This is a genomic window from Maricaulis alexandrii (assembly GCF_005871165.1).
Lineage (GTDB): Bacteria > Pseudomonadota > Alphaproteobacteria > Caulobacterales > Maricaulaceae > Maricaulis > Maricaulis alexandrii.
The window spans coordinates 156,344-175,617 of the sequence record NZ_SWKP01000008.1 but is presented as its reverse complement, the minus strand read 5'-3'; the positions used below and the strand labels follow the sequence as shown (position 1 = coordinate 175,617).

Annotated in this window: 13 protein-coding genes; 6 read left to right on the top strand and 7 right to left on the bottom strand. The window is 55.6% G+C overall.

Annotated features, from left to right (window positions below):
• Positions 1-14 precede the first annotated feature (14 nt).
• Complete coding sequence (locus tag FCS99_RS11825) at positions 15-3,635, bottom strand: YobI family P-loop NTPase (RefSeq protein ID WP_138512789.1); 3,621 nt, start codon at positions 3,633-3,635, stop codon at positions 15-17.
• Positions 3,636-4,157: 522 nt separating this feature from the next.
• On the opposite strand from FCS99_RS11825, the gene FCS99_RS11820 reads away from it, so the two are divergent.
• Positions 4,158-6,446, top strand: a complete 2,289-nt coding sequence (locus FCS99_RS11820) for an AAA family ATPase (RefSeq protein WP_138512787.1) — start codon at positions 4,158-4,160, stop codon at positions 6,444-6,446.
• Positions 6,447-6,575: 129 nt separating this feature from the next.
• Here the strand turns inward: FCS99_RS11820 and FCS99_RS11815 are convergent, their stop codons facing one another.
• The 6 genes from FCS99_RS11815 to FCS99_RS11790 form a co-directional block, all read right to left on the bottom strand.
• Positions 6,576-7,151, bottom strand: a complete 576-nt coding sequence (locus FCS99_RS11815) for a PIN domain-containing protein (protein WP_138512785.1) — start codon at positions 7,149-7,151, stop codon at positions 6,576-6,578.
• Positions 7,148-7,612 (bottom strand): helix-turn-helix domain-containing protein, encoded by a 465-nt coding sequence (locus FCS99_RS11810; RefSeq protein WP_138512783.1) that lies wholly within the window; start codon positions 7,610-7,612, stop codon positions 7,148-7,150. The genes FCS99_RS11815 and FCS99_RS11810 overlap by 4 nt, the downstream gene beginning before the upstream one ends.
• A 374-nt stretch (positions 7,613-7,986) precedes the next feature.
• Positions 7,987-8,901 (bottom strand): DNA/RNA non-specific endonuclease, encoded by a 915-nt coding sequence (locus FCS99_RS11805; protein WP_138512781.1) that lies wholly within the window; start codon positions 8,899-8,901, stop codon positions 7,987-7,989.
• A gap of 123 nt (positions 8,902-9,024) precedes the next feature.
• Positions 9,025-9,954, bottom strand: coding sequence for a plasmid partitioning protein RepB C-terminal domain-containing protein (locus FCS99_RS11800; RefSeq protein WP_138512779.1), 930 nt, complete (start codon positions 9,952-9,954; stop codon positions 9,025-9,027).
• A complete protein-coding gene (locus FCS99_RS11795) occupies positions 9,951-10,847 on the bottom strand; it encodes a plasmid partitioning protein RepB C-terminal domain-containing protein (RefSeq protein ID WP_138512777.1) in 897 nt (298 codons plus the stop codon). The genes FCS99_RS11800 and FCS99_RS11795 overlap by 4 nt, the downstream gene beginning before the upstream one ends.
• Positions 10,847-12,376, bottom strand: coding sequence for a recombinase family protein (locus FCS99_RS11790; protein WP_267899622.1), 1,530 nt, complete (start codon positions 12,374-12,376; stop codon positions 10,847-10,849). The genes FCS99_RS11795 and FCS99_RS11790 overlap by 1 nt, the downstream gene beginning before the upstream one ends.
• 169 nt (positions 12,377-12,545) lie before the next feature.
• Here FCS99_RS11790 and FCS99_RS11785 point away from each other — a divergent pair, with 169 nt between their 5' ends.
• The 5 genes from FCS99_RS11785 to FCS99_RS11765 all read left to right on the top strand — a co-directional run bounded on the left by FCS99_RS11785 (position 12,546) and on the right by FCS99_RS11765 (position 19,259).
• A complete protein-coding gene (locus FCS99_RS11785) occupies positions 12,546-12,920 on the top strand; it encodes a hypothetical protein (protein WP_233352789.1) in 375 nt (124 codons plus the stop codon).
• Between the two features lie 213 nt (positions 12,921-13,133).
• A complete protein-coding gene (locus FCS99_RS11780) occupies positions 13,134-13,454 on the top strand; it encodes a hypothetical protein (RefSeq protein ID WP_138512773.1) in 321 nt (106 codons plus the stop codon).
• Between the two features lie 90 nt (positions 13,455-13,544).
• A complete protein-coding gene (locus tag FCS99_RS11775) occupies positions 13,545-14,810 on the top strand; it encodes a TolC family protein (protein ID WP_171036358.1) in 1,266 nt (421 codons plus the stop codon).
• Complete coding sequence (locus tag FCS99_RS11770; protein WP_138512769.1) at positions 14,807-16,135, top strand: efflux RND transporter periplasmic adaptor subunit; 1,329 nt, start codon at positions 14,807-14,809, stop codon at positions 16,133-16,135. Before FCS99_RS11775 ends, FCS99_RS11770 begins: the two co-directional genes overlap by 4 nt.
• On the top strand, positions 16,119-19,259 hold the full coding sequence (locus FCS99_RS11765) for an efflux RND transporter permease subunit (RefSeq protein ID WP_171036357.1): 3,141 nt from the start codon (positions 16,119-16,121) through the stop codon (positions 19,257-19,259). The genes FCS99_RS11770 and FCS99_RS11765 overlap by 17 nt, the downstream gene beginning before the upstream one ends.
• The last annotated feature ends 15 nt before the right edge of the window (positions 19,260-19,274 follow it).

The window sequence follows — 19,274 nt, the reverse complement described above, 5'->3', positions numbered from 1 at the left end:
CCAAGACGATCAAACTAAGATCGATATAGATTAACCACTATATCGTTCGACCAAGACGACTTCCCCACCGAAGAGATGATGTCTCGCTCATCCAACCATCTGACCAGCTCGCTATTTTCAATCGTCCTTTTTAACCTCGGGCGAGCATATCCGGTTTGGATTTTCGAGTATGGATAAGGAAGCTGCCCCAGAACCTGACGAACCTCGATCATGTCGAGTGTTTCGTGAAGTTGGTTGAGCAACTGGACCTGTGTGGCGACTGGCTTAGCGTTCACGACAACTGCCTTGACGATATCAGGCGTGAGTGAAGACAGCGCGCCATTTGTACGCAACAGGATTGGCCCAATAATGCCGGCGCGCTCTGGAAGGTTGTAAAGACCGTTCAAGTCCATCAAACCGATGATCGCACGTTTGTGTTCGTCTGAGATATCGGTGCCGAGCAATCGCTCGTGGAAGTCATCGTCGATCGAGAAAGAGGTGGGGTCGCCAAGATAGGAGGCGATGTTCCGGGAGACGAATGCGGTTTGAAGATCGACTTCACCGTCGAGTGCTGCCAAGTTACTGGCATCGAACGTGACACGCCGCTCATCGATAAGTATCAGGAGCTTGCCGGCACCTATGGATTCGGGAAATTTCTTGAATTTCTCGGGTAGCGCCCGGATGTAAGCGCCATACACCCTATCCTCGAATTCCTCGGCATTGATCAGGAACTGGCGGAGAGGGAGCGCTTCCTTCGTTGCCGGAATCGGCGTTTCCAGAAGAGCGGTGCGGACCTCCTCATCATCAAGGAAGGTGATGAGAGCGTCGCTCTCGAAAGTCTCTGACTGGACATAGGCTAGGCAGTTCGGCCAAGTGGGAGCCATCTTGGCCTCGCGGACCACCGTGGTCTGAAAGCGCTCGGGTACATCTTCGAGTGTCGGTAATAGCTCTGTTTGGCGCAGGACGAAGGTCTCTATCTCTTCGGCGTCGAGCTCATCGTGAGACATCACAGCTAGTATCGCGTCGACATCCTCTTCATCGTTATCGTCCATCTCGAGCAGCACGTTCTTGAAGTACGCCGCGAAATCGCTCTCGACACGGTCGAGGAGGGGTTCGGCTCTGGAGCTTCGAACTCTCGAGTAATGCCGCTTACGAAAGGTAGGGCCGGTTTCTTCTCCGAGTATTGAGCCGACGATGTAGCTGAAATTCGCTTTGTTCAGGCGGTAATATCCGAGCTCATACAGTCTGCGTACTACGTTCGGAAATCCATTGATTGCCGCAAGGTCCTTTGTCTCGATCTGCAACTCGTCAAACTTGGCCGGATCGACCCCCTCCAAAAGACCGAGAATGTCTAAGAGATTGTCCGCTGCAAACGTCCGCAGTTCGGGGTGCTCTTTGCGCTCGCGAGCCAGCATGGCCGAAGGAAGATGTTCGATAAGGCGCGCGATATGCAAGACTGCGAAGGAACCAACAATGGCCATCGGCACGAAGCCGCGCCAAGCGTCGACGAGCTGCCTCAAGAATTCGCCAACTCGCGACCCTGTCATGTAGTAGGCTTCGAAGAACTCCTGCTGGTTCGGAAACTCGTTGGAAAGGTATGCGAAAACCTTCCTGAGCCGCTCATTATGCTCCCCGCTTTCCAAGAGCGCGTCGACGAGCCGAATGTTTAGCGCATAATCGAGGCCGAAATCCTCCTCCCTCATTCCCGCAATTACTTCACTCGGGTTGTCGATCGGGAACAGGGGGTCAGGTGTTTGGAAAGCCCTGATTTGGATCAGGAACTTGTTATCGTTCGGCGATAGCCGCCCGGCGTGGAACAGAGACGTGTACTGGTAATAGCTGTCGTCGAGATGGCCCTCCAAAAGCAGGAACCGAGCGAGTTCACCGCCGCCGCCGAGATTTTCAAAGAGGGATTCGATTTCTTGTGGGCTGGAGCGCAGCAGGACGTTGAACTTGCTCGTCCGGATCGTTTTGATCTCGCCTCTCAGGTGGGCGATCCTTCGCTGTGCAGCCTTCTTATATGCGTCCTCCTTGTGTTCGATGCTTTGTACCCGTTCGGCATAACTTGCTTTAGGGTCAACACTGTCTTGGAAGGCGGCATTGTCCTGCCTTTGCCGGCCGCCATTGAAACGGTGGAAGTGCATGGTTGGCGTGGTGACGAAGTGTTCAAAATCTTCTTGCTCGGACAATTGAGCGGGCGCGACAAACGCCTGTCCGTTCTGGCTTAGGGCGGCGACATTGGCTGGCAGCGTTTCGAGAAGGGCCATCGCGTAAATGCGCCTTAGCTCGCGCAAATCCTTTGCGATCTGCTGGTCCGCCGCTGCGATATCACGTTCGAGTGCGGCGATTTCAGATCGATGGTTCTGCTCAAGTGCGGCGATGAGCTCGTCTTTACGTCCGAGAATTCCAGCGAGCTGCCCTTCGCCGCGATGGAGCCGTTCGAAATCCCTAGGATACACATTCTTATAGATCAGCACGGCGAGGAGCTTTGTGGCGTCGAGCACGTTCTCGCCATCGGTCTCCAGATTGGCGACATAAATCGCGTACTCGTTGAAGATGTTGTGTATCAGTCGGAGATCGCTCAGGTGGCGAGAAACTTCGCGCAGGAACTGCTGATCGAGCCTTCCGTCTAGCTCTAGCCGCTTGCCCTGCGCGAGCACCATGTCGATCGAGTTCGAGCTGTTGATAATCGGAATGACTGGGATGATGAATTCGAAGAACTTGGTGCGGTCGGTATTGACGAACATGTCGTCGCGCAACGCATAGAGGAATCTGACCCGGCGCCTCACCCCCACATTACCGTTCACGAGACTGTTGATCTCGCGAAGGGTGACGAAGATGTTTGAATCCTCGAAGCGATCGAGATCCTCTACGACAACGAGGTCGTACCGAGTTCGTTGGAAGAAGTAGACGATCTCGTCCAGGTGACGGTTGAGGATCGAGTCCTGGTCGTCTGAAGACGGTCGTATCTCGATATCTTTCAGCGAAATGCTTTTGAGCGACATGCCGAAACTGGCGACGTAGAGGTGATGGATCGCGGACCAAAGAAAGATCAACGCGAAAGCAACCACGAAGATATCAAGCCAGTTCGTAAAATCGAACGGTTCGAAGTACGACCCATCAAAAATCGCTGCGCGACTTTGGAAAACAAGCCCAAAAGCGAGAAGCCCGGCAAGAATGTAGAGTGATCGGAAAGTTCCCCAATATCCTGGCGACTGGATACGCTTGAAGCGTGAGAGTGGCAGTTTTTTCGCGTCTGCTCCGTAAAGCAGTTGCTGGAGGATGCTCCGCTCGATCTGCTGTTTAGTTATCTCCTGTCTAGGGACAGTGCGTCCTTCATCGCCTGTTTCCGGTAAGAAAGCGGCAAGAGAAATATGCAGGGCATGGCGGGGGTAGGACTTTAGGAACGATCGGATAATGCTGCTTTTGCCAGAGCCATAAGGTCCGGTGAGAGCAATGTTCGAAACGTCCGGATTGTCGGTCGCGAACTTTAATGCAGCCGAATATACCCCTCCTTGGTCAGCTGTATCAGTTGGGGCGAGGTCGACGAATTTCGCTCGCTCCACTCGCGAAACGGAGCGAACGCGCAGCTCTTGTGCAATCTTGCTGAGCTTATCGGAGATCCAAAGGCCGGTTCTGGTAAGGATAGTATTCATAACGGCTGTCTACCATGTTCGAAGTTATATCCCAGTCGCATTTAGAATTGAGACGACCATGCGCGTTTCGGCGGAACGTCCGTTATGGCGTGCACGCTTACTCTAAGCAGACAACCCGCGTTTTGGGTCCCTAAAAAGCTGTGCGCTGCGATCGACCCGAACTCCCAATTTCCTCCGGGCGTGTCACAAGTCTGCACGAGCTATGACTGCTTACAGTCATCCATTTAGATGATGCGGGAGGCAATTTTGTCCGCAATACGGCCTTCGGCACAGGCCGCGTTGAATGCCCACCTCCCGTTGGTCTTGATCCAGTTCCGTCGAGAAGCTGACGGCCGCTTTCGGGATGCCGAGGCCGTCGGCGGAGGAGACGAAATTTGTCTCTCCCTTTTGAGTTGCTTAATACTAGAAATTGAATACCGAAGGCCCAGCACCGACACCCGGTCTTCAAAGATTGCGAGCCTGATCGAATGCCGCGGGCGAAGACGCGCGGCCGCTTAAAGGTACCCATTGAGAGATGCAGTGATGCTGCGGAAAATCGTTACAATCAAAAACGTAGGCCGGTTCATCAATTCGGCCGCCCCAGGCAATCCAGATTTATCTCGGTATACATTGATCGCTGGCGGGAACGGCTTCGGCAAGACGACTATCTGTGCGATCCTTCGGTCTTTGAAGACTGGGGAAGCCGCCCATGTAGCGGGCCGAAAGACCCTGGGCGTTGAAGCTCCGATCGGTATCGAATTGCTGATGGCAGCGGGCATGTCGCGCTTCAACGGCGAAGCCTGGAACGCGACATGCCCCGGCCTGGCCATCTTCGATGGCGTGTTCGTTGCCGAAAATGTGCATTCCGGCGAAGTGGTCGATATCGAACACCGCCGCAACCTGTACCGCGTCATCATCGGCGAAGAAGGCGTAGGCCTAGCCGTAGCGGATTCGCAACTGGCGACGGCAAGTCGAGAAAAGACCGGTGAGATCACCGCGGCGGCAAGGGCCATCCAGCCACATCTACCGCAGGGCATGAACTTGGATCAATTCATCGCCCTGACGGCCGATCCGGAAGTCGATCGGCGCATCGAAGAACAGGAGCGCAATGTTGAGGCAGTTCGCCAGGCGCGCCAGATCAACGATCGCGCGGCACTGGCCGAAGTGGCCCTTCCGGAACTGCCGGAAGGCTTCCTCGAAATCCTTGGCCGAACGCTGGACGATGTAGCGGCCGATGCAGAAGCCCGGATTGCTGAACATCTGGCGGCGCATGCGATGACAGATGGCGGGGGGAACTGGATCGCGGAGGGCTTGCCGCATGCGGATGAGACATGCCCATTTTGCGGTCAGGGGATCGAGGGCCTGCCCCTGATCGCGGCCTACCGGTCGGTCTTCAGCGAACGCTACGCGGATCTCCGCGCCGCGATATCGGCCATGGCCGAACAGATCGATGAACGGTTCGGGAATGGGGCCGTTGGCGCGCTGAACACCAGCCGGGAACAGGACGCCGGATCGGCCGAATTCTGGGCCCGGTACTGCGGCATCGATGCGCCAACGCTGGCCCTGCCGGCAGAAATCACTGATGCGATGCGCGCGATGGGTGGGGCGGCAAGTGCGCTGTTGGCGCGCAAAGCCGTGGCGCCACTGGATAGGATCGAGCCCGATGAAGCATTCCGGGCCGCGCAGGCGGCGTGGGAGGCCGCGCGGGAGACGGCCGAAATCATCGCCTTGGCGGTACGCGAAGCGAACGCCCTGATCGCGGCGAAGAAACATGAGACCGGCGCCGCTGATGTAAATGCCGCCGAAGCGGAACTGGAATTGCGGCGGGCGATCCGAACTCGCCATTCGGAACCGGTTGCCGGCCTGTGCGCGGATCATGTTCGGCTGAAGGGGGAAAAGGATGATATCGATCAGCGGAAGGAAGCCGCGCGCGCCGAATTGGATCGGCATACGGCGGCCGTCTTGCGACCGTATCAAAACCGCATCAACCATTACCTGGCGGCCTTCAACGCCGGCTTTTCGATTGCGGAAACGAAGCATGCATACCCGGGCGGTACAGCGGCCTCAAGCTACCAGCTAGTCATCAACAATACCCCCATCGATCTGGGCGACGGCCGGACGCCGGCTGATCGCCCCAGCTTCAAGAATACGCTCAGCGCCGGCGATCGGACGACGTTGGCGCTGGCCTTCTTCCTAGCCCATCTGGAACAGGACCCGGATATCGCGAACAAGATCGTCGTCTTCGATGACCCGTTCAGCAGCCAAGACGCCTTCCGGCGGCGCCAGACGGTTTATGAAATCGTCAAGGTCGCCAGGCGCTGCGCGCAAGTCATCGTGCTTTCCCACGACGCGACGTTCTTGAAGCAAGTATGGGACAAGGCGCCTGCGGCCGAGCGCATCGCGCTTACGCTGGCCGATCATCGCGCGCAGGGTTCGAAGATAACGGCCATTGATCTTGAGCGGGCGTGCCAAGGCCGGACGGCCACGGATATCGATGACCTGCAGGACTTCATGTCGACTGGCGCGGGAAATCGCATCGATCTGATCCGCAAGATGCGGGGCGTGCTGGAAACGCACTGTTGGACCACTTATCCCGCATCATTTTCTGCGGGCCAGGATTGGCTGGGCGAAATCGCGCGGAAGATCAGGGAAGGCGGGGAAGAACATCCGGCCAGCGCGCTTTATGACGAAATCGACCAGATCAACGACTATACCAGCCGGTATTACCACGGCGAAGATGTGGCCGATGGCTCGCCGGATGAGATCGATACTACGGAACTAACCGGCTATGTGCGCCGAACGCTGAAGATCGTCAACGCGCTCCAAGCTTGAGAATGGAAAGTCCCGTTGACTGCGCAATGTCCGTTCCCGGGATGAAGCAGACATCCTTCGATGTCATGATTACCCGACACTTTGCGCATAATTGGCAGTACGCGCTATTCGGAACTTGGATCCTGGCTCTCAGAGTAGACTCGCGAAGCGTTCCAACAAGCTTGCCGTTTGAACGTACCCTTTGGCTTCTATGCGACGAATTAAGGCTTCGGCCGTGGTTTCGGGATTCTTGAAGCGCTTGCGCATTACTCTAAGGGCTTCGATGGCTTCCGGGCCGGCCAAGTCTATTAAGTCAGCGACAAAATCGTCCAAGCTCAGGCACTGAATATCCAACGCTTCAAGGACCTCCGGGTCAAAGTCCTTGAGGTTTTCGGTCACGATGATGGCGGCACGCGTTCGGATCGCGGCAGCTACGACATGTCGATCATCCGGGTCTTTGAGCTTAAGGCCATCCACAAATATCTCATGCCCATTGATGCAGGCTTCCGGGAAGGCCTCGTCAATGCGTTGGCGCTGTGTTTTCGCTTTCTCCGGATCTTTGATGATTTTGCGGATCGCGCCCTCGGTCTCATCCAGAATGTCGGCCGTCCAACGCGGGCGGAACAAGCCGGCTTCTGCGAGCGAGAGAAGCATGTTCCGCCCCAATCCGGTTGCGAGAACATTTGCGTCGAGGACGACCGTAAATCGATCGGCGCGTTCACTCATATAAGGTCGAGCTTCGCGTCGTCTTCGGCCAGAGCGGAAAGCGCAGATGCGCGCTTTTCATCGCGCTTGTGCCGATAAGCAAATAGATCCTCAGCGCGGATGCGGCGGTGGCGCCCTACTTTGTGGAAGGGGATTTCCGCTTTATCGAGCAATCCTACGAGATACGGGCGCGAGACATTGAGGAGATCTGCGGCCTGTTGGGTCGTTAGTGAAGCTTCCACTGGAATGACCTGGAAGCCCCGACCGGCCCCGACAAGACGCAATACGTCGAGAAGTGTTTGGGTTAGCGCCGGCGTTAGAATGACATCGGCGATCTTGCCTTTACCAAGGGCTAGTTTGAGCTCGGTCGGTTGATCGTCTTTAGTCAGGCTGGCGATGATCGTGCGAAGGTCGTTGGCAGCGCGACTATCGATTTCATCCGGCATGCGGTCTGAAAAATCGAGTTGGTGTGCAGCACTCATAATCTCACCCATCCTTGGAATGCGTCTAAACGAATTTAACGCAATAAACGAAATAAGCGAAATGGGGATTAATTCAACTCACAAATCCGCAATGCGCGGAGCGCTCCAAATTCGCGAGAGTTTTTCGTAGTGCCGAAAACTGGAACGAAATTTCGGAACGATTTAGATCGAGCCAAAGCATGCATTTGAAACGAATGGGCGCTGCAGGCGAACTACGGCCCTCAACCACCGGCAAACCACCTAGGCGCCAAATGAGCGCCAAACAGCGTATCCAACAATTGCGATGGCTAGAAGTAACAGAATGACTGTCAAAACACGGTCGCCCCACCCCGGAGGCGGGCCCCCATAGTCGCGCGAGTATTTCTCGTACCCGTTCATGGCGTTCCTGTGACCGTTTGCCACGCAGCTAAACCATCAATCGTCTCAAAGCCGCTTTCAGTCGGGCCCAGGCTAGAAAAGAAATCCAGCCCGCTCACGTTCTCGATTACGGAAATAGGAACGATGCAGTCTACGAGTTCTGCTTCCAGCGGGCAGGCCTCGGGGATGAGCTGACGCCGGTGCGTGAACAGGAAGCCGATGGGGCCCGCGTCGGTCACGACGATCTTAAAGAACATGTCAGGCACGCCAATGGTTTGATCGTTGGCAGGACCAACGAACTGGACGTCCTGGGCACCAAATACCGTGCCGGCGATCACATGGAACTCTGCGTCTTGGCTATCGATCAGATCGCGCAACGCTGTTTCGAGTTCATACCAAAGCCCACCGGAGCCATTGAAGCGATAGTGGTATTGTGGGGCGATGTTGGACATGTACATGATCTCAAAGACTGTACAGGCATCGTCCAGGTCGACTAGCTCATCACCCTCAGCGTCAGCCGCCCCCAGGCTATCACCGTCTCTGTCTCCTCCAGAGATGTAGTAAGGAACGATGTGGCCTCTGGCGAAATTGTCTGCGGTGCGAAAGAGACCATCAAAGTCATCGTCCTCAACCGGATTGGTGATGTCCGGATCTGTGTGAAAGCGCCCCCAACGCGATACGTCACGATCAGGAACTGCTCGGTAGGCAGGGGATGCATGCCATGAGGCCCAACGCGGAACGCGATGGGTATGGTCGTACGAGAGCACATAGCCCCTTCGAACCAAGATAGAATCCTCGCTCGGTAAACCGGCAAATGAGTGCAGCGCGGCCGCATGGGCGGCCTGGGCGGGAGACAACGCTGGGCAAGATTGTGCGAATGCGGTGTTGGTTAGTGTCCAAAGCAAACACAAAGATCCAAATATCAATCGCATGCTCGTCTCCCGATCGTCCGAACATCATAGAAGCACAATACGCGTGGATCTGTGACCTAGGACACGGTCATCGAACAACGGTCATTTGCCGGCAGCTTGGGCATCGTTGATTGCACGAAGGAGCTACTCGGCCCCAACATGGTCATGGGCAAGATTTTCAATTTCTGCGACACCCTGAAATTCGGCGACATACTCTTGGCGGTTTTGGCTTAGCCATCGGACAATCCGCGGATTGCTCAGCAGCTTGGATATGTAGCCTTTGGCGACGGTCAAATGCAGGTTGTCCAACCCGTAGTTTTCTTCAACTAGCTTCACTCGGCTTTGCAAGCTCGCGAGTTCACGCTCCATGCGGGCAATTTGCTCGGCTGTTACGGCGGTAGTGCCTTTGGGTTTTCGTTTCCGGGCATCCACCAGCTGTGTAGGAGGCGTTGCTGCATGCAAAGCCCGGGCAAACATTGTTGAAAAATTGTTCTGACCGATCATCAGATCCGCCGCTTCCACTTGGCGAATAGGTGCCATGTGCCTCAAGATCTCAAAGACAGCGAGGGGACAAGTCGTGTCCTTCAGTAACTCTACGGCCTCGGGGCAAATCCCATCAAGCATCTTAAAGCGGCGGCGGATTGTGACGACATCCAATCCAAGCGCTTCGGCAATTCGCTCGGGAGGAACTCCGCGATCCACGGCGCGAACAATCATTTTATGCTCTTGCACCGCCGCAAGCCGATTGACCCGTTTGTTGTAGGTGTAGGCCTCATCATCTGTGGCGACGAGGCACTCAACTCGCGTGATGCCCAGATCTTTCAAAGCCTCTAGACGCATTAATCCATCAAGCAAGAAATATCGTTGAGATCGACCTGGCTCCGGCACGACCACAGGGGGTTCAACAATGCCGATGGTCCGCACTGAAGACAGAATTTGAGCGTATTTTTTGCTGTCTTTGACGCCGGGCTTTAGTGATTTGAGCGGAATGACCGCAGCCAAGTCGACGAGAACCATCTCACGCTCAAACGCCAGCTTTACGGGGCTCGGCGGCGCGGTAGGATGTTGGATCATGATACCATCTCCCCAATAACCCGTGAGGCAAGCGCGCGGGGCATCGTCTCAAGTCTTTCTGCCCGAAGAAGGGTTGCGAATGCCTCGTCGGAAAAGAGTTCTTTGAGAGCTTCGACCAAAAATAGTAGTTTCGCCTGGGTGTAGTCGGACTTCTTGACCAGGAGCCGCTGCTTTTCCGCTTCCCGTTCATAAAGACGCATCAGATCTGCCGCAGTCGGGCGACGGGACGAGTTTTTCAGCCCCATCTTTCCTTCCCGAAAAACCTTGCTGCGGCGCATTCTTTGGTCGAGCATGCGCCGAACAGTGGCGAGCTTTTTGCCTTTGATTTTTCCAGCATCGTACGCATCCATCAGCACATTTTGCACTTCGCTGTGATCGGCGCGTGCAATGTCCACCGCCAAACTGATTGGCATGAGTCCCGATTCAACAGCGGCCACTAGCCGTTCCTCTCCTTTGTCGAGGAGGCTGACAATCATGCTGACCCAGCTAGCCGTAACGCCGATCTTCTGCGCGATCTGGGTGTCTGAATATCCTCGCTTATTGAGGCTGCCGATCTCGTGCATCAGGTCGATCGGTCTGTGTTGCCGGCGAGCGATGTTTTCAACCAAACTCATGACAAAGCAGTCGGCTTCCGACGCGTCGATTATCATCGCTGGGATTTCAGTTTCTCCTAGCATTCGAAAGGCTTCCAAGCGCCCTTCACCACACACCAAATCGAAACTTTGTGGGCTACTTCCAACGCGGCGGCTTACAGTGATGGGGCGTTTGAGGCCGACCACGGCAATGTTGTCGACGATTTCCCGGTGGAGCCGCTTGTTGCGCGTCCGAGGGTTTAGTACGTGAATGCTGTTGATCGGAATTAGCTCGATTTGACGTTCGGACGGTTCAGTCATCACGCTGCCTCCAAGATTGGGACCGGTCTGAAAAGCTCAAAAAATTCCTCAAAATCGTCAAACCGATAGGCATCAAGCGCCAAGCCATTGGCCTCTGCTAGTCTCAACCTGGCAGAGGCAATGTCGATGCGCGGCAGTATGTAGAAATCGAGAGGCGCTTGATTGGTCGCGTTCATGCGAATGGCGACTGTGATGTCGGGCCGTAGACCGGTGTCCAAGCGAAGTTGCCAGCGCATGGCGCCACCTTGCGTGCGCCGACAACGCACGATCACAACGGATATGCTCAACTCGGAATTTATATGGATGAGCTGGGTATCCGGGTCAGTTTGAAGGCGGCTTCCAGTGGCCTTCAAGCCGCTCTTTAGCTCGTCGAGCAAGCCCGGATGAAGCGTGCGAAGATGTCGATTGATCTCGATATATCGATAGTCGCGCCGCGGCGTGAATCCGACCAATCGATAGACTTGCAACAAGCTGCCGAAACGAGATCGGTAGGCACTGCTGGACGGGATGCCGTCTTCTTCGTCTATGATCAGACCTGAAAGCAGTCCTTCTCTTAAGCGGAGCGAGCGAAGCGCGTCCAGCATATCTTCGTTGGACATGCGAAAGCTGCGCGCTTGGATGATGGTTTGAGCCGCGTCGTACGTGGCCTGATCAATGATGGCGGGAAAGACGCTATCGGCGCGGACCCACATTTGGGGATCGTTTCGCACGCGTTTCTTCTTGAGTTTGAAGGAGACGCGGTTCCAGACATTGTGACCAGCGTACTTCTCGTTGATCAGAATTTGGTGAACGGTGCCGCGTGTCCAGGCTTGCTGGTTCTCGCGAAATCGTCCCGCTTCATTGAGCTCGTCAGATATCTCTCGCTCGCTTTTTTGATCCTGCACAAAGCGCCGATATATATTTCGGACGATTTCAAGTTCGTCGCTTGGCCCGGGAGTGAGTACGACGCGGTCTGTTTGGATGCTCTTGTGTTCACCGGTGCGAAGTTGCCCTTTCACCGCGCCCGATTGGTCCACCAGCGTTCTTCGAAAGCCAAACCCAGCTACGCCGCCTTGGCGATACCCCAGCTCAATCAGCCGGCATTGACCCGCAAACACTTTGGAGGACAGCTCGCGGCTATACTCTCCTGCCATAGCGCGTTTGACGCCCTTTACGATCGTAGAGACCGGGCTTCCGTCATTTTCGAACTGCTCAGCGCAATACTGCACGCTGATGCCCGCTCGTTTGCAGATGTATTCGTAGTAGGCGCTCTCATCGGCATCCTGGAACCGGCCCCAACGGCTGACGTCATAGACGAGCACAGTCTCAAAGTCTGCGCGACCGTTTTCAACGTCATCAATCAATTGTTTCAATGCGTCTCGCCCGTCCAGGCTAAGTCCGCTTTTGCCTTGGTCAGCGTAGGTTCGCACGATCTCGATTGAGCGTGCGTGAGCATACTGTCTGATGGCGTCAGACTGGTTCTGGGTAGAGTATCTTTGGTGGTCGGTCGACATGCGGACGTATTCCGCTGCCTTAAGTCCCTTCACCATAGATTTGCGACCTTTTGTCTGTTGCGATGATGGATGTCACGATCCTCAGCGAGGCTGCCTGTCACGCAGTCGCCAATCACGATGTTGAACAACGGAGCAATGCCCGCTCGACCTGTCGGGCGGTGAAATCTGACAGGCGCCACCACGTTAGACGCAAAGGGCGGGCAACATGTTTCCAAAAATGGGCAATGAATTGCCTGGTCGCGGCGGGCCCGGTGGATACGAGCAAACCATAGCCATGGCGCTGCGAAGCGAACTTGGGACGTCGCATCAGGCGATCAAAACATTGATGAGCTGGACTGGGGCGAGCGAGCGCTCAGCCAAGCACTGGTTGTCAGGCACGCATGGGCCGAGCGGCCGTCACTTGATTGCGCTGGCCAAACATAGCGATGCGATTCTCATCTATATCCTTGTGGCTGCAGATCGCCCCGCTGCTGCAGTTAGCGTGCGTTGGGCTGGGTTGAGGCAGCAGCTATTGTCGTTGGTACAGCAACTGGATGAGGCAATAGCTTCGTCGACCAATTCGAACAGCGATTCTGGCTGATCGCGTCTGAGCATGCTGGTGAGTGCAGCTCACATAGTACCGGGATGGACGACGCGCCGGGGAGATTGAATAAGCTCTTTAGCATCTGCGCATAATAGGCAGTACGAGAATAGGTTCCGCTGCCCTTTGTGAGATGCCATTTGGCAGCTCCGCCAGCGTGACCGGGAGATTCGGAGGCTTTCAATCGAGAAGAGTTTGAACTAAGAATTGGGCATGCGGATCAGCTTGCAGTTCATAATTTTGATTGCCGTGACAATTTCAATGGGCGGCGAAGCCATGCTGGCAGCCTCGGCTGATCATGACCATCATGTCGATAGCGTGTTAGATATCGAAAGCCACGGGCCGGCTGACACGGACCATGGTTCGCACGCTCTGCATGGATGTGGCGTCTGCCATCATGTCGTTGGTAGTCGATCGCTGCTCCTGGTTGTCGACATGACCGCTACAGAGCACCATTTTGATCTCTCCAGTGAACGCGTTTCTTCACGCGCACTAGAACCACCATTCCAGCCCCCGATTGAAGTTTCAGTCTGACCTATTCGTCCAACTGAAACTAACAATCGGAAATTATTCTAGATGAAATCAAAATTTGTCGCCTGGCCAAACTGGCTAGGGCGGAGAGCTGTGGCAGCAATCGTGCTTGCCGGAGTCTCCATCGGCGCAGCTGAGGCTCAAACGACCTCTGCTGACCCGTTGAACCTTTCTGGTGCGCTAAGTCTCGCGCTGGAGAATAACCCAATAACTGGAGCGGCGCGTGCAGAAATACGCGCCGCCGAAGCCGACGCGCTGCAGGCCGGGCTGTGGGATAACCCCACTCTTGGAGCAGAAATAGAGGAATTCGGATCTGATCGCGGAGGTCTCGGCGATGCGGATACCACCTTGTCGATCAATCAAACGATCCCCCTAGGTGGTGATCGAGGGCGAGCTCGCGAGGCTGCAAACGCTTGGGCTAGTGCCGCAAGCGCGGAACTCGCACTTCAACGAAACCGTCTCTTGGCCAGCACCGCGCAGGCATACGTTGCCGCACAAGCGGCGTCAGAAACATTGTCATTGCGAATGGAGTTGTTGGAAATTGCCAATAATTCCGCTGACGCGATCCGTTCCCGCGTCGAGGCCGGTCGGGCTTCTCCGATCGAACGAAACCGAGCGGATATGCTCGTTGGGCTGGCCACAATTGCCGCCAACGATGCCGCTAGCGCACAATCGGCAGCTAATAATCAACTCGTTGCGATCTGGTCTGGAGGACCGGTCAACGGCGAGTTGGCGCCGCCACTTCAGGCGTTCGATCTGACCGCCTACTCTGACGCTCAACCGGTAAATTGGATATCCGACAATCCTGAGCTTCTCCAACTCAGGGCCATTACCCGCGCACGCAGCCAAGAAATTCGTCGAGAGCGTGCCGCTGCGATTCCGGATCTTACCGTCGGAGCCGGCGTTCGGCGCTTCGGAGGCACCGATGAAACAGCGTTTGTCGCAACCCTTGAGGTCCCTATTCCGGTTCTGAATCGTAATCAGGGCGGTGTCGCTGCTGCGGCGTCGCGCGAAAATGCAGCGCGGCTCAACGAAGAGGTAATGAGACGATCTTTGATCGCTCAATATGCCTCATCGGCTGGTCGTTTCGCACGAGCGCAATCGACCTATACGCAACTCAACGAGAACATCCTCCCGGCGTCTGAAAATGCGCTTGGGGCCGCGCAAGGGGCGTATCGTGAAGGGGCTCTAGATATCCTCAATTTCCTGGATATCCAGCGGTCGTACTTCGATGTGCGAGTGGATCTGATTACTGCTCGCGCCGAGCTGGCGCGTGCCGCGATCGAGCTTGATGTTCTGGCAGGCGCACCGCAACTCAATCGACTGGTCGAAACCAACTCAGAGGAGGCAGTACAATGACCAAAAACAAAATCAATCTCCTGCTGATTACGGCCAGCGTTCTGGCTCTAGCGGCATGTTCTCCTGAAAGTCAGAGCGAACAATCTGGAAACGGCGATCGCTCTAGCGTCGCAGACAACGTGACATCCGAAACTCGACACGACGATCATGGCGAGGATGAGAACCACGCCGAAGCGGAGGGCCATGCCGAGGATGACGATGGAGACGAAGGCCACGAAGATGACGATGGTCATGGTGAAGACAACGAGCACAGTGAAAGTGCTGAAGTTCATCTCGATGCCAGCCAAATATCTGATCTTGGTATTATCGTATCTCCTGTCTCCAGCGGTGCGGTTGACGGCATTCTTGAGCTGCCCGCTGAAGTTGGTTTTGACCTGAATCATCTCGCTCACGTATCGCCTCGGGTATCTGGCATTGTGCGAAGCGTCGCGGTGGCTGAGGGGGATCGTGTTGAGGCAGGCGACGTGTTGGCCGTTCTAAACAGCCGCCCGCTCGCTGACGCCAAGGCGTCCTACCTTTCAGCGCGCGCCAGATTGGACCTGGCTGAAAGTTCTTTCGAACGTGAAGAGCGTTTATGGGAACGCCAGATCTCTGCGGAACAGGACTTCCTGGATGCCCGACGGGCGCTTGAGGAGGCTCGAATTGAGGTTCGCAGTGCCGGCCAACAACTCGATGCATTGGGCGTTGATGTGTCGTCTCTGCCTCGAATGGTGGCATCGTCAGATGTATCGCTTACCCGATACGAGCTGGCAGCCCCGATTTCCGGCACGATTATCGAGCGCCACGCCGTGCTTGGAGAGGTGTTGGAAGAAGGTGCTCAGCCACCTGCGTTCATTGTGGCGGATACTGATTCAGTGTGGGTCGATGCGGCAATCTACGGCGCTGATCTTGGGCGGATTCGCTCAGGTGCACCGGTTTCAATTGACCCTGGTGACGGTGGTCCACCAATAGAGTCAACCATCGACTTCGTGAGCCCTCAAATCGGTGAGAGGACGCGAACTGGTCGTGCTCGAATTGTCATTGAAAATCCAGGAGATCGGTTGCGGCCCGGGATGTTTGTGACGGTGTTTGCGGCGGCTTCTGATGCCCAACCAACAGTACGCGTGCCAGTTACCGCGCTCCAGACAGTGGATGGCGAAACGGTTGTTTTCGTTCGTAGCGCGGATGGTTTTGAGGTCCGTGAAGTGCGCTTAGGGCGGAGGTCGGATCGCTTCGCAGAGATCCTGTCAGGCGTCAGTCTGGGCGAGATGATCGCTACTACCGAGACGTTCTCGTTGAAAGCAGAATTACAAAAAGGGGAGTTCGACGATGGACACGCGCACTAACTCCTCACAACAAGCCGCCGGTTTGGCGGGCTTGCTACATCGCATTGCTGGAGGGCGCCTTCTTGCGGCTCTTGCATTTGCATTCGTCCTCATCGGCGGAATCGTCACATTTCGGACAATGCCAGTAGACGCGTTTCCGGATGTAACACCCACGCTCGTGCAGGTGTTCACAGAAACTGAAGGTCTCGCTCCGGAAGAAGTCGAGCGATATGTCACGTTTCCCGTAGAAACGTCCATGAACGGGCTGCCCCGGCTTCGCGAGGTGCGGTCGACGTCAAACTTTGGTTTGTCTGTCGTCAACATCTACTTCGAAGATGGCGTTGATATCTATTGGGCGAGGCAACTCGTTGGTGAACGGCTACAACAAGCCAGAGAAGAAATTCCCGAAGGATTTGGTGATCCCGGAATGGGGCCCATCACCACTGGGCTCGGGCAAATTCTATTCTATTTCTTGCAGACTACAGATGAAAATCTCGACGGTGTTCAGCTGCGGACATTGCAAGATTGGCAGGTCAAATTCGACCTTCAAACGGTACGCGGTGTGACGGAAGTTTTGTCACTCGGTGGATTTGAGCAGCAGTATCAAATCAACGTTCGCCCGGACGCTTTGCTTCGATACCAATTAGCGATCGAAGACATTGTCGCGGCTGTTGAGGCCAATAACGCAAATGCGGGCGCTCAGTTTCTCATCGAGAACAGCGAGCAATACACCGTGCGTGCAGTTGGGTTGGCCCAAGGAATTCACGACCTCTCCGACATTATCGTGAAGGTCGAGGACGGCGTGCCAGTTCGTGTTCGCGATATCGCGAACATCGAGATTGGGGGCGCCCCGCGGCAAGGCATGGCCACCATGGACGGGGAAGGCGAAGTCGTTGCCGGCCTCGTGCTGAAACTGCTCGGCGCAAACACGAATGAAGTGATCGCGCGCGTTCACGATCGGATGGAACGGATCAATGCGTCTCTCCCGCCCGGCGTGACGGCTGTTCCCTATTATGATCAGTCCGAGTTGGTTGGCGCTGCGGTTCGCACGATGACCACAGCTTTGTGGCAGGGTGCGCTACTCGTAGCTGTGATCCTATTCCTCTTCCTTCGAGGCTGGCGCCCAAGCTTGATCGTTGTGGCTTCGATCCCATTTTCGGTGGGTTTCGCATTGCTCTCGATGCAGTTTTTCGGCGTTTCTGCAAACCTCATGTCCCTAGGCGGTATCGCCATCGCCATTGGGATGATGGTGGATGGCGCGGTCGTCATTGTAGAAAACGCGAACCGCATATTAAACGCGTCAACCGAGGGCGAGGACAAGCGTGCGCTTATCGCGAACGCGTGTGCGGAAGTGCTGCAACCGCTCGTTTTCGCAATCTTGATTGTGGTCGTTGTGTTTGTGCCGATCCTGACGCTTGAGGGCGTCGAAGGAAAAATGTTCCGACCACTGGCGTTTTCGGTCGTCTTCGCTATGGCAGGGTCGTTGGTTTTCGCTGTGCTGCTGGCGCCTGCGGCGTCGATGCTCGGCTTGAAGATCGGCAACAATTCGTTGGGTTCTGATGAGCCCGATTTCTACGAACGGCGATTTGCTCCACTTGTGCGTTTTTTCGTTCATAAACGGTGGGCGGCGCTCGTACTGGCGGCCGCAATGCTCATGGTTGGCGGTGCGATTTTCCCACGTTTGGGTTCTGAGTTTACGCCACGAATGAATGAAGGCGATTTGCTCGTTCGATTGACAATGGCTCCGTCGATTTCATTGCCGGAAGCTCGGGAGACGGTAACGCGCTTTGAACAACAACTGCTCTCTAACTTTCCTGAGGTCGAGCGCATCGTGACGCGTATCGGCCGCGGGGAAGTGGGTGCGCACGCTGATCCTGTCAACAGTGCGGAGGCTTTCGTCGCTCTCGCACCGCGAGATGAGTGGCAAACCGCAAGCACGCAAGAAGCGCTTCTCGCGATGATGAGTGAGAGCTTCGAAGCGTTCCCAGGGGCCCGGTTTAACTTCACGCAGCCCATTGCTGCTGCAACCGACGAGTTGCTGACCGGAACGAAAGCTGATTTGGCGATTAAGCTGTTCGGAGAGGACATGGCTGTCCTCGAGGACTACGCAGCGCAAATTGCAGGCGTCATTCGTGACATTTCGGGATCAGCCGATGTTCAAACCGACCAAGTAACAGGGGCGCCGCAACTCCGGATAACGGTGAACCGAGAAGCAATAAGTCGATATGGCTTGAACGTAGAAGATGTTTTGTCTGTTGTTCGCACCGCGATCGGCGGTTCGCAGGCTGGCCAGGTTTTCGAAGGGGTTCGACGGTTCGACATCATCGTTCGATATCGCGAGCAAGACCGACTGAATGCCGAACGTATCAGCCGGATTGTTCTGAACGGCCCAGGGGATGAGATTATCCCACTGAGCCAAGTTGCCTCCGTTGAACGGATTGAAGGGCCTCGCCAGGTCACGCGTGAAAATGGTCAACGGTACATCACGATCCAAACCAATGTTCGTGAACGCGATATCGGATCGTTTGTAGCGGAAGGCCAAAATGCCGTTGCTGGAAACATTGAATTGCCTCCAGGGTATTTTGTTGAATGGGGTGGCCAGTTCGAGCTTCAGCAACAAGCAAATGCGCGTTTCGCGATCGTGATTCCAGTCACGCTCGGTGTCGTGTTTTTGCTTTTGCTGTTCAGCTTTGGTCGCTTAAAGAGCGCTCTGCTCATCATCGCCAACATCCCGCTGGCCCTCGTCGGAGGAATAGCGGCGCTCTGGCTGACGGGGCAAAATCTATCGGTCCCGGCATCGGTTGGCTTCATCGCTCTGTTTGGTATCGCCCTGGGTAACGGCATGGTCCTGGTGTCTTTCCTAGACCGTTTTGCCAAAGAACGTCTGGATGTTGATGCTTTCAGCGTCGAGGCTGCGGTACGCCGAGCTCAACCTGTCTTGATGACGGCGACAACCACCGGACTTGGTCTGATGCCGTTGTTGTTTGCATCGGGGATTGGCTCGGAGGTTCAGCGACCGCTCGCCGCCGTTGTTATCGGCGGCCTGGTCACCTCGACCGTACTGACGTTGTTGGTACTGCCAGCTGTCTACAAGTGGTTCGCGCCACATCCACAAAAGCGCGCTCAAGAACGCCTGTCTACCTAACCGAAGACAGGTGAG